The organism is Leptospira koniambonensis (assembly GCF_004769555.1).
In the GTDB taxonomy this organism is placed as follows: Bacteria; Spirochaetota; Leptospiria; order Leptospirales; family Leptospiraceae; genus Leptospira_B; species Leptospira_B koniambonensis.
On sequence record NZ_RQFY01000001.1, the window covers coordinates 110,151 to 122,841 of the forward strand.

The 12,691-nt window shown below is 39.3% G+C and carries 10 protein-coding genes; 7 read left to right on the forward strand and 3 right to left on the reverse strand.

All coding sequences use genetic code 11. From position 1 onward, the window contains the following. The first annotated feature begins 11 nt into the window (after positions 1–11). The 7 genes from EHQ52_RS00535 to EHQ52_RS00565 all read left to right on the forward strand — a co-directional run bounded on the left by EHQ52_RS00535 (position 12) and on the right by EHQ52_RS00565 (position 7,859). Complete coding sequence (locus tag EHQ52_RS00535; protein WP_135613341.1) at positions 12–374, forward strand: response regulator; 363 nt, start codon at positions 12–14, stop codon at positions 372–374. A gap of 11 nt (positions 375–385) precedes the next feature. After that, on the forward strand, positions 386–769 hold the full coding sequence (locus EHQ52_RS00540; RefSeq protein WP_135613342.1) for an STAS domain-containing protein: 384 nt from the start codon (positions 386–388) through the stop codon (positions 767–769). After that, on the forward strand, positions 769–2,880 hold the full coding sequence (locus EHQ52_RS00545) for a chemotaxis protein CheA (RefSeq protein WP_135613343.1): 2,112 nt from the start codon (positions 769–771) through the stop codon (positions 2,878–2,880). The genes EHQ52_RS00540 and EHQ52_RS00545 overlap by 1 nt, the downstream gene beginning before the upstream one ends. A 345-nt stretch (positions 2,881–3,225) precedes the next feature. Continuing rightward, complete coding sequence (locus tag EHQ52_RS00550; RefSeq protein ID WP_425269372.1) at positions 3,226–5,811, forward strand: methyl-accepting chemotaxis protein; 2,586 nt, start codon at positions 3,226–3,228, stop codon at positions 5,809–5,811. Positions 5,812–5,820: 9 nt separating this feature from the next. Then, entirely contained in the window at positions 5,821–6,330 is a 510-nt protein-coding gene (locus EHQ52_RS00555) for a chemotaxis protein CheW (protein WP_135613344.1), read from the forward strand. Next, positions 6,327–6,824, forward strand: coding sequence for a chemotaxis protein CheD (locus EHQ52_RS00560; protein WP_208653430.1), 498 nt, complete (start codon positions 6,327–6,329; stop codon positions 6,822–6,824). Before EHQ52_RS00555 ends, EHQ52_RS00560 begins: the two co-directional genes overlap by 4 nt. A 6-nt stretch (positions 6,825–6,830) precedes the next feature. Beyond that, entirely contained in the window at positions 6,831–7,859 is a 1,029-nt protein-coding gene (locus tag EHQ52_RS00565; protein WP_135613346.1) for a protein-glutamate methylesterase/protein-glutamine glutaminase, read from the forward strand. A 30-nt stretch (positions 7,860–7,889) separates the two neighbouring features. Here the strand turns inward: EHQ52_RS00565 and EHQ52_RS00570 are convergent, their stop codons facing one another. From EHQ52_RS00570 to EHQ52_RS00580, 3 genes are all read right to left on the reverse strand, one after another. Continuing rightward, positions 7,890–10,631, reverse strand: coding sequence for an ATP-binding protein (locus tag EHQ52_RS00570; RefSeq protein ID WP_135613347.1), 2,742 nt, complete (start codon positions 10,629–10,631; stop codon positions 7,890–7,892). A gap of 6 nt (positions 10,632–10,637) precedes the next feature. After that, positions 10,638–12,290: an acyl-CoA carboxylase subunit beta gene (locus EHQ52_RS00575; protein WP_135613348.1), complete on the reverse strand. Its 1,653-nt coding sequence runs from the start codon at positions 12,288–12,290 to the stop codon at positions 10,638–10,640. Positions 12,291–12,356: 66 nt separating this feature from the next. Further along, on the reverse strand, positions 12,357–12,686 hold the full coding sequence (locus EHQ52_RS00580; RefSeq protein ID WP_008596558.1) for an STAS domain-containing protein: 330 nt from the start codon (positions 12,684–12,686) through the stop codon (positions 12,357–12,359). Between the last annotated feature and the right edge of the window lie 5 nt (positions 12,687–12,691).

A 12,691-nucleotide genomic window follows, 5' to 3' on the forward strand; every position in this document is an offset into this window, starting at 1 on the left:
AGAAGGAGAATATGAAAAAAATCTTAATCGTGGATGATTCAGCCGTATTTCGAAAGATACTTACCCTTCATCTTTCCCAGGCTTCTTTTTCCGTAATCGAGGCAGAAGACGGACTGCAAGGTTTGGAAAAATTGAAAGAAGGCAAAGTGGATTTGGTAGTAAGCGATATGAATATGCCTAACATGAATGGTATATCTTTCGTCAAGGCAATCAAAGAAGATTCGAACCATAAATTTGTTCCAATCATCATGCTTACTACTGAATCCCAAGATGAGTTGAAGAGCGAAGGTTTAAAAGCAGGTGCGAAAGCATGGCTGACTAAACCTTTTTCTCCGGAAGAACTTTTAAAAACGATTCAGGTTTTACTCGTTTAATCGGCAATTTTATGTCTTTGGAAATTAAAGTATCTGAACTCGGGCAAAAGAATTCCAGACCGATCTTTCATTTAGATCTCTCTGGAGAAGCTTCTATTTATTATGCTTCTGATTGGAAGTCAAAGCTTCAATCTCTTTTGGACAAGAATCCGATCCGAATAGAGATTGATACATCCTCTTTGGAAAAGGTGGATTCCAGTTTCGTTCAATCCTTAATTTTACTTAAAAAAGATTCACTCTATAAATCCTGGGATCTTGCTATCTTAAATCATCCAAATTGTTTATTAGAATTTTACGATCTATATGGTCTGATCGGATTTTTCCAAGACCGTATCCGAATTTCTAAAAAAGATTCATCTGCCTTTAAATTTTCATATGGATTGGAGAAGGTGTAATGGATCTTTCTGAGATTAAAGAAGCATTCATACAAGAATCTCTGGAATTATTATCCGGAGCAGAATCACATCTGTTACGTATGGAAAAGGGAGAATTTGACGAAGAAGCAATTCATTCTATGTTCCGTTCTGTTCACACAGTGAAAGGAACTGCAGGAATGTTTGGCTATGAATCCATAGAAGAATGTTCTCATGAGTTGGAAACCCTACTCGATCTGGCGAGATCCGGAAAAACAGAATTAGATCCTGCTAAAATAGACTTTTTATTAAGAGCGATCGACCATTTAAAACGAATTGTAGAAGATCCAATCCCAGGCAAAGAGTTAAACACCGAATTACAAACTGAACAGTTAAAAATCATAAAAGAAGCCCAAGGATTTACAGGCAAAATTTCTGAGAAAAAGGAAATTAAAAATTCTGCGAGTGATCCTGGCCTAAGCAAAGATAAGACTGAAAAACAAGGGACTGTTAATTCTGATTGGCAGATCACATTCTTTCCAGGAGAAAATATTTTTAAGGATGGAATGGATCCATTCTCCTTTTTAAAATACCTGAGAACAATCGGAGAGATCCAATACTTATACGTTTATAAAACTAAAATCCCTGATTGGAATAGTTGGGATTCAGAAAATTGTTATTTAGGCTATGAGGTTCGGCTCAAGTCAGCCTCTGAAAGGAAGGATCTTGAATCTGTTTTTTCTTTCGTAAAAGATTCTTCCTTTTTAAGAATTACTCCTCCTAATTCTCCAGAGGAAGTTTTCCATAAAATCGCGAGCGAGATACCTTGTGAAAAGGAAGAATATTTCAAGGCATTAGAACTACAGGGTCTTCTATTTCAGATCCCCGTTACAGTACATTCTTCAGAAAGTATTAAAGAACAAAGTTCTTCTAAAAAGGCTGAAAGTGAGAAAACACAAACCACTCAGATCGTTCCCAAACTTATACGTATAGACTCAGCTAAAGTAGACCAATTAGTGAATCTTGTAGGAGAGTTGATCATCTCAGAAGCTAGCCTCGGTCGTTTACTTATAGATAAAGAAGATTCTGACTTAAACGAATCCGCAGAATTATTGTCCAGACTCGTAGGAGAAATACGCGAAACGGCAATGGCACTTAGAATGGTGCCTATCGGGGAACTTTTCGAGAAATACAGAAGAACTGTGAGAGATATTTCCTTGGAACTTGGAAAGGAAGTGGATCTAGAAATTTTAGGTGGAGAAACAGAATTAGATCGTTCAGTCATTGAAAAGATAAACGATCCTATCGTTCATATATTACGAAATGCTTTAGATCATGGAATAGAACCCAGCCAAGAAAGGACAAATCTTGGAAAACCACAAAGGGGTAAATTAAAGATCCAGGCTTCTCATTCTACAGGAAGTATCTCAATCGAGATCTCTGATGATGGAAAAGGGATTAATCACGAACGGATTAGACAAAAGGCGATTGAAAAAGGCCTTATTGATCCTGCGCAAGTATTAAACGAACAAGAAATATTTAATCTAATTTTCCAACCTGGATTTTCCACAGCTGAATCTGTTACTAGCCTTTCAGGTCGAGGTGTTGGAATGGATGTCGTACTCCGTAATATTGAATCCTTAAGAGGATCAGTGAATGTACAATCAGAATTCGGAAAAGGTTGTGTATTCTCAATTAGACTTCCTCTTACACTTGCGATCATAGATGGATTCTTAGTTAGATCCTGTGATTCTTATTTCGTAGTACCTATGGATTGGGTGAGAGAAACAATGGAGTCGGGACTCCAACTTCTACCAGAAGAGATTTCAGGTTCTATCAATTTAAGAGGAGAAGTCCTTCCAATTCTACATCTAGGAAGATTTTTGGGTCTTCCTGATCCTGATGAAGGAAGAAAGAACGTACTCGTTTTAGAACATGACGGTAGAAACTTCGGGATCCTTGTAAACGATCTACTAGGTGAGATCCAATCGGTAATTAAACCTTTGAATGAAATATTCAAAGGGATCCAATGTATTAGCGGAACTTCAGTTTTAGGAACTGGTAAGATAGCGTTCATTCTGGACGTGCCTGGCCTTCATTCACTATTAAAAATCCAAAGAACTAATTTGAGAGATAGAACATTCGCTCGTTAAGCGAATTTTAATAATAAAGGAAATAATTAATTTATAGTATAGGTAAATCATATGAGACAGGGTAAATTAAAATTAAGCGTACTTGTTTGGTCTTTGTTGTTAGGAATCATTCTTACATTTGGATCAGCCGGTTGGAGTTATTTGTATGATCATGGATTTGGAACTGGATCCACTGATAAAATTTCGGTCTCTCCCGAAACGATACATTCAGAGCTAAAAGATTACGAATCAGGTTTGTATTCTTTATTTCTTCCAGGGCAAAGTAAAGAATCCCTTTCTTCTAAACTAGAAAATCTAAAAACGATCCAAACTAAGATCTCATCCGATCTAAAAGTATCTTCTTCGATGCCAAAGGATCCCGAAGACCTACAAAAATTCCTCAAGGATTTGGATTCTCTCGAAGAAAGTATCCTTGCTGCCAAAGGGATTTTGGGGATCCAAGCAAAGGACACTCGAGAAAATTTCCTAAATCAAATTTCAGAAAATTCAGTACCTAAATTAGAAAAGTTAAAATCCGATTGGGATAAATCCAAATCTTCATATTCTGTTCCTGTCCAGAAAGAAGGCCCGGCATATTATCATTTCCTGTTCGCAATTTTCGGGACCCTTCTCTTGCCAGCTTTGGTGATTTATCTAAAACCTTTCTCTTCAGGAAGTATTACTACGAGCACAGGTAATTTTGATTCGGAAGAATTCATTCGGATCAAAACTGCTTTAGACAATGTAACTACAAATATCATGATGGCGGACCAGAACTTGAAGGTCACTTACATGAACAAGTCTATCCGAAAGATGTTTGGAAATGCAGAAGAAGATATTAAAAAGCAGCTTAGCCAATTCAGAGTGGAATCTTTGATGGGTTCGATTATTGATAGTTATCATAAAAACCCTGCACATCAAAGAGGTATCTTAAAGGAACTGAACCAAACATTCCGTTCCAATATTGAGATTGGCGGCAGAAGTTTTGATCTAATTGCAAATCCAATTCTTACAGAATCAGGAGACAGACTAGGGGCTGTGGTAGAATGGGCAGATGTTACTGAACAGAAGAAAATGTTGGAGGTCCGACGACAAGAGAACGAAGAACTAACTCGTATCAAAGTTGCTTTAGACAATACTAGCACCAACATCATGATCGCTGATACTCATTTGAATATCAAATATATGAACAAAGCGATAGTAAAGATGTTCGAGATAGGTGAATCAGATATTAGAAAACAACTTACCAATTTCCATTTAAACAAATTATTAGGTTCTAATATAGACTCTTATCATAAAAACCCTGCTCACCAAAGAGGAATACTCGGGTCCTTTACAGATACTTTCAAATCTAGTATTGAGATCGGAGGAAGAACATTCGATCTGATCGCAAACCCAATTCTCACAGATAATGGAGACAGATTAGGAGCGGTTGTAGAATGGTCCGATGTAACTGAGCAGAAAAAAGTCGCAGCGGCTCGTAAATTGGAAAATGACGAGTTAACTCGCATTAAAGTAGCATTGGACAATGCTTCTACAAACGTGATGATCGCTGATAATGATTTTAATATCAAGTATATGAATAAGGCAGTATACAAGATGTTCCAAAACAGTGAAGGAGATATCAGAAAACAGTTAGCTTCTTTCAATTTGCAAAGTTTACTTGGAACAAATATTGATACTTTCCACAAGAACCCTGCTCACCAGAGAAATCTTGTGGGTAATTTGAGTACGACATATGAATCTACCATTGTAATTGGAGGAAGAACATTTACACTGATTGCAAATCCAATCTTAAGCACTGAAGGCCAAAGATTAGGGGCAGTAGTAGAATGGTCCGATATCACAGGAGAACTTGCTGTCCAAAAAGAGATCGAAGAGATAGTAGGCGCTGCAGCAAAAGGAGATTTTAGAACTAGAGTCCGATTAGAAGGAAAAGATGGTTTCTTTAGAAGTTTAGGAGAAGGTATCAATTCATTCTTACAAGTAAGTGAAACCGGACTGACCGAAGTAGTAGATGCTCTGGAAAGATTAGCAAATGGAGATCTAACTTCTAAAATCGAGAACGAATACTTCGGAACATTCGGTAAATTGAAGGAGTATGGAAATACTACAGTAGATAAATTGAACGAGATCATGGGTGATATCGTGATGAAAGCAGGAAGCCTTGTTGGTTCTGCTGGGGAAGTTTCTTCTACAGCGAATTCACTTAGCCAAGGTGCATCTGAACAAGCTGCTTCTGTAGAACAGACTACTTCTTCCTTGGAAGAAATGACTGCTTCTATTGACCAAAATGCGAGCAATTCAAAACAAACTGAACAAATCGCAAGCCAATCTTCTAAAGACGCAGAAGATGGAGGTAAGTCTGTAACTGAAACTGTAACTGCGATGAAACAGATAGCCGAAAAAATCTCGATCATTGAGGATATTGCTTACCAAACAAATTTACTCGCTCTAAACGCGGCCATTGAAGCAGCAAGAGCAGGAGAACATGGAAGAGGATTCGCAGTAGTAGCTTCTGAAGTCAGAAAATTAGCAGAAAGAAGCCAGAAGTCTGCTAATGAGATCTCAAGTCTTGCTGTGTCGTCCGTAGCAATTGCTGAAAAAGCAGGAAAACTAATCAGTGAGATTGTTCCGAATATTAGAAAAACTGCAGATTTGGTACAAGAGATCACAGCTTCTAGTGAGGAACAGGCTTCCGGTGTAATAGAGATCAATAAGGCAATGGGACAACTGGATCAGGTTTCCCAGCAAAATGCTTCCGCTTCTGAAGAGTTAGCAGCGATCGCAGAAGAGATGAATAGCCAAGCGGAATCTTTGAGAGAATCCGTATTATTCTTTAGATTAAGTAAAGAATCTCAGGGAAGAGAAAGTTCAGGCAATGGGTCCAAAAGTTTAGCTGCTGTGAGAACTGTAAGCGTTCCTGATAAACCTAAGTTTGAAAAATACTGAGGTGTAGTCGTGAGCACTTTCGAAGACAACCAGTATTTGACCTTCAAGATCGGAGAGGAAACTTTCGGAATTGGGCTTTTGAATGTAAAAGAGATCTTAGAATACACTCATGTGACCACTGTTCCAATGATGCCCTCGTTTATTCCGGGGGTAATCAATCTAAGAGGAAATGTAGTCCCAGTTTTGGATGTATGTGATAAGTTTTTCAGAAAAAAACATTCTCCTGATAAAAGAACATGTATCGTGATCGTGGAAGTTCCTGAATCAGTAAACGGAGCAAGGATGGATATAGGTCTGATCGTAGAAGCTGTATACGAAGTTTTGAGTATACCTTCTTCCGAAATTGAACCCCCTCCTACATTCGGTTCCAGGATACGCGTGGATTTTTTAGCGGGTATGGCGAGACAAGCAAGTGGATTCATTCTATTACTCAACCTTCTTCGCTTATTAACTGTAGAAGAATTGACTGCACTCGAGGAAACCAAAGAAGAAGCGGCGAGCGTAGTCTCCGCGAGTTGAAAATGGAACCCGAGATTGTTAAAGATATTTTTCTCCAGCCAGGAGGTTTTTATTGGGGAGAAAATGGAACAAGGATCAGAACACTCTTGGGCTCCTGTGTTGCATTATGTTTTTGGCATCCTTATTCTAAGGTGGGAGGAATGGCTCATATCATGCTCCCTAAAAGACCTTCACATGTTCCGGAACCTCATCCAAAATACGCAGATGATGCTTTGGAAAGTTTCTTAAAACAATTTCAGAAACTGGGAGAAAGACCGGGCAGATTTGTATGCAAAATTTTCGGAGGAGCTTCTATGTTTTCTCCTGAAGAAGACAAAATGGAAGAAGTAAAAAAGATCGTAGAAATAGGTGAAAAAAATGTGGAGTCAGTTCTGGACTTGGTTCGTAAAGCAAATATAGATCTAACTGCTTCCAATACAGGCGGAAAATCTCACCGAAAAATATATTTCTCTCTTTGGGACGGAGAAGTCTATATGGAAAATCCTCAAAATTAACAAAACATGATATACGTATATATTATAGATGATTCCGCTGTAGTCCGATCCGTACTCAAACAAGTTTTAGAAATGAATTCTGACATAAAGGTAATTGGATCTTCTCCCGATCCCGTGTTTGCATTGGAGAAACTCGGAAAATCCGAAAGATGGCCTGATGTGATCGTTTTGGATATTGAAATGCCTAGAATGGATGGGATCAGTTTTTTAAAAAAGATCATGCATACACACCCTACTCCGGTTTTAATCTGCTCTTCTCTTGCAGAAGAATCTTCTGAAACAGCTTGGGTTGCTTTAAAAGAAGGTGCAGTAGGAATTGTAACCAAACCTAAAATCGGGCTAAAAGACTTTTTAGAAGATTCAGCTATTTATTTGGGAGAATGTATTCGTTCTGCTTCCATTTCTAAATTGAAACATCAAATTTCGGCTCCTTCTCCCAAAACGAACGGACTTGATTTTACAAAAATTGCAACTACTGATAGGATCATTGCGATTGGAACATCCACAGGTGGAACAATAGCGTTAGAGGATATTCTTACTTCTCTTCCCGCAAATAGCCCAGGTATAGTGATCGTGCAACATATGCCTGAAAAATTCACAGAAGCATTTGCAAATCGTTTAGATAAGATCTGCAAAATTACTGTAAGAGAAGCAAAAGACGGAGATCGTATCCAAGAAGGGATCGCACTTATTGCCCCAGGGAATAAACATATGGAAGTTGTAGGAAGTGGAGCTCAATTTATTGTAAGGATCACAGACGGACCGCTCGTAAATCGTCATAGACCTTCTGTGGATGTATTATTCAAATCAGTTGCAAAACATGTAGGACGTAACGCAAAAGCATTTTTACTTACAGGTATGGGAGCAGATGGTGCCGCAGGACTTTTAGAAATCAGGCAAGCAGGCGGAAGAACAATTGCACAGGATGAGGCAAGTTCTGTTGTATTTGGAATGCCAAGAGAAGCGATAGAAAGAGGAGCTGCGGAAAAAATACTTTCCTTAGGAGATGTTCCTTCCGAGATTCTCGCCGGTTGATCAGGGCGAGAATCTTAGAGGTTTTAAACTTTATAGAAGTGAAAAAGTTACCTTGTTCTTTCTATCTTGGATCTCTTCCGGAGTTTCGATCTTAACGACCTCGTCCGGAACGATCTTAAAGATAGTTTGTCCTTTTTGGATGATCTTTCCATCGCTATCATTTAGAACTACAGTTTTGATAGTTCCAGAGAATGGAGCAGTGATCTTATTGAACATTTTCATTACTTCTACGATAAACAAAGGCTGGCCTGCTTTGAAATGCTCACCTTCTTGTACCATTGCAGGAAGATCAGGAGCCTCTTTAGAGTAGAACATTCCGCCCATTGGAGAAACGATCTCGTCTGAACTTGCCTTAGGAGCAGGTGCCAAAAATTTAATAAATGCGTCTCTTGTATCCGACTTCTTAAATTCTTCAGGGATTACCGGCTCTAGGTTCTCATCCACTCCCAATTTATAGAAACCTGATTTATTTCCAAGATTTGGAATGATTTTAAGCAATTCTAATCCGATTTGAAATCCTTTATGAGAAGAGATTGCATTTGCCCAAACAGCAGCATCTACACCTGCAGGAGCTTTTCCTGCAAATACAGAATCCCAGTCAGCAGAATCAGCTTTTTTGCCGGTTAGTTTTTCCAGTTCTTTATAAAATGCTAATGCAGATTGTAAAACTTGTTGGTCATGATCCCAGATCTGTTCAGAAGGAGATTGGTGTAATTCACCTTCCATATGCAGATAATAGTAAAGGTCGGAAAGAATATGGATTGGATTTCGGGCCCAAACCACCTGATCCTTTTCGATCTTCCAGGAAACATTTTCATGATAACCTAAGAAACCAGCTAAAACATGAGCGTCTGCGAGTAGTTCGCCAAGAGGTCTTGTTATCAGAGTAAGTTTACGGGAAAGAACCTTCTTTCCTTCTGCTGGAGCATTAGAAAGAATTTTTGTCCAAGCGACTTCCAGATCGATATCCTTGCCTAGGCTTTCTAAAGCACCCACTGCAGCAAGATAAGAGATCATAAATGCTGTAGAAGGTTTGAATAAAGGATCCTTTCCTAAGATCCAATGGATCAAACCATAATGAACAAGTAAATTAGTCTGTAAATCCTGGCCTCTAAGCTCAGTCTTTCTGAGAATATTTCCAAGTTTACGAAGGTTATCTTCTCTACTGGTTCCGTAAGTGATCAAAAGTGCGATGTTTGAATCGTAAGCACCAGCTACTTTATAATGTACGAATAGACCGGTATCAGGATTTCTAACTGAAATTCCTTGGTCATCTCTGATCTCTTCTGGTAGAGGTTTGGACCAATTTAAGATAACACCACCTGCGTGAGGTTGGATCGCCTTATTGGTAGCGTTGATACGAACTTCTGCACCGGAAATATTTCTAACGACTCGTTCTGGTTTAGGCAGTCTTTTTCCATGAAGAGCAAGAAGTGCCATAGCCTCGATCAAGCTGTCTACGATAAAGAATTCGGATTTGTTATCAGGATTTGTGAATTTCAAAGAGTAAACCATTTCAGTCACTCTATGTTCTACCTGGATCCTGGTGTTCATCTCCATGAAGAAGTGGTTGGTCCCTTCTACAATCAACTCGAAGGTGGAAACACTATTTAAAGCGACTGCTTCTCCGAATCTTTCGGATTGCTCTTCCATTTCTTTGAGGACTTGAAGGTCTGCCTTCATGATCTCTGCTTTTTTAGGAGATGTTTTTTCAAGAACAGCGATCTCGTTTTGTAAAAGTTCCTGAGTAAGAGAGATCTCAAGGAGTTTCTGTTCGTGCATTTGAACGGAACAGTCCCTTCCACCTAAAGCCAAACACCATTCTCCGTTACCGATCAACTGGATCTCATTATGTCTGGTTTTTTCGATATTTAATTCTATCAAAAAGTTTCTGTTAGAACCTGGAGCGGTTACTTTAGATTCTGATAATATTTCTTGTACTGCAGTTTTTACTTCTTCCGGTTTGGAAACTACCCTTTGGCCTTTTCCACCACCACCGCCCACGTATTTAAAACGAATACGATTACTTGGGTATTTTTTCCAGATCTCTGCAGTTTCAATTTCTGCCTGAGCTTGCAATTCAGGAATAGTTACGAGTTCTACGATTTTTTCGTAACCAGCATATAATAAGCTTTCCGCATTTTCCTCTATAGAAATAGAAGAATTATAAGTGTAGTTTAATCCTTTTTCTTTTGCAAGAGCAACTAATGCTTTTTCGTCTTTTGCTTTTTTGAGAAGACAAGTTGCAGAGATTGTATCTACACCAGGAGTTACGGAAACATTCAGTTTACGTGCGAGCTTTTTTGCTTCGTCTTTAGAACCTGCTTGGTGAGCCACATGAGAAGAAGGTCCCATGAAGGTAATTCCGCTCTCTTCGATTGCCTCGATGAATTCAGAATCTTCTGCCATAAATCCGTAACCGGCAAAGATATGAGTGTATCCGTTATCTTTTGCGATTTGGATGATCTGTTTGATCCTTGCAGCTTTTTCTTCTGCACCTGCTCCCATATAATCAGGAACTCTGTGAATATTAGAAGGGAATCTAAAATCTCTAAGTTCCGGAGCGAGTGCCATCGGATAAACAACTGAATCTTTTTCTGAAAGTAAGATACCGTATTCTCTGATCCCAATCTGATCGAAAATTTCCATAGCCTCTTTTCGAACTGGGCCTCGGCAAACGATCAAACATTTGATAGTTTCTAAGGAAAAAGAATGGATCCAAGGAGTAGTAGATTCGCGAAATGTAATGCGCCGATTTTGGTAGTCGATCATCTGTGTTTACTCGAATTCCCTTTGAGGTCCGGACATTGGTCCAGGTTTGTAGTGTCGGATTAAATAATCTAAATTTTTGAATAAGATGTTTCTAGTAGTTCCCGGAAGAACGATCCTGGAAACAGAACCCAATGATAATGCTTCTTTAGGGTTCATTAGGTCCTTCTCATATTTCTGAGATAGAACTTGAAGTTTTTTGTCTCTAGTCGCAGCTGCATCTTTTTCAGATGCACCATTCTTTAGATTTTCCTTATATTCTTTTTGGATAGCAGTGATCTCGTCTTTGTAAACGTAATCCTTACCTGCAGGTCCCATTACCGCAATCCTTGCAGTTGGAAGTGCAAATACCATATCCGCACCCGTATGGTAAGAGTTGAAACTTGCGTAAGCTCCACCAAATGCGTTTCTGATGATAAGAGTTAATCTTGGAGTGCGGATATCGATGATCGAATCCAGAAGTTTTCTTCCTTCTAAAACGATACCGTTTTGTTCCTGCTCTTTTCCTGGTAAGAAACCGGTAGTATCTTCTAAGAATACTAAAGGAATATTATATACGTTACAGAAACGGATAAATCTTGTACCTTTTCTTGCGGCACCAATATCAATCTGACCGGAAGAAACTGCAGAGTTATTCGCTACAAAGCCAACCACATGCCCGCCCAATCTACCGAATGCGGTGACTAGGTTTCTGGATCTTTGAGGTTGGATCTCGAAATACTGACCATGATCACAAATATTCTGGATATATAATGTGATATCAAATGGAGTATTCATCCCAGTAGGAGAATTGAATGTCTTTTTGAATAAGATCTCTTCTTCGTAGATAAATCTATCAGTAGGATCTGAAGTTGGATGGAAAGGTGCTGCACTTGAACTATTATCAGGAAGATAAGATAGAAGTCTGAGTGCTGTTCTTAAAGCTCCTAACTCATCATTAGTTACTAAGTCAACAACACCGCTTTGTCCGTGGACTTTTGGTCCTCCCAGATCGTCCGCGCTGATGTCCTCGCCTAAAACTGATTTAACAACTCCGGGTCCCGTCAAACCGAAGAATGTATTCTCCGGTTGGATCATGAAGGAACCTTGTCTCGGAAGATAAGCTCCACCACCCGCGTTAAATCCAAACATTAACATTAAGCTTGGAACTACACCGCTGATCTTTCTAAGTGCGGTGAATGCTTCGGAGTATCCGTCCAGACCACCAACCCCTGCAGGAACATATGCACCTGCAGAATCGTTCATACCGATCAGAGGAATACCATGTTCCCCTGCCATATAGATCAATCTTGCAAGTTTGTTTCCGTTAGTAGCATCCATGGACCCCGCTCTAAGAGTGAAGTCATGTCCGTAGATTGCTACGTCCCTTCCGTTAATATTTAAAATACCTGTGATTAAGGAAGCCCCATCTAAATTTTTTCCCCAGTTTTGGTAGAGAATATTAGGCTCTGAATTGGTAAGGACTTTGATCCTTTCCCAAACAGTCATTCTTCCTTTAGAATGTTGTACTAGGATCCTATCCGTTCCTCCACCTTGTAGAGGTTTCTCCAATAACTCTTTGCCCATTGCATTGGCATCGTCGTAAATACTGGAAACGGGTTGGGATTCCGATGGATCAGAAGATTGAAACGGATTATTTATAGAGTACGCTTGTTCCGACATACGGTACACAGTTTTTAGAGAAAGGCCAGGGAGGAAAGCTAAAAACCGCGGTTTAAGTAAAAGGATTTATTGGAGGCTAGAATCTACGGTATCATAGATCTTAAAAAGGGAATCCATATCTATGATCTCGAAAACCTTACGAACTGCTGGGCGTAAAGCTGCAAGTTTGAGTTGGATCTCTCTTTCCTTACAAACTCTTAGGGAACCAACGATGACTCTTAAACCTGCGGAAGAAACGAACTCCACGTTGGACATATCTAAGACGATATTGGGCTCTGTAGCTTTTCGGATATGATCCATGAACGCCTGTTCGACCCTATGGGTATTATGAACGTCCATATTCCCTATAAGATGGATCACTCTAGAGTTCCCTTTTATTTCTACCGTCAGTTCCATTTTGC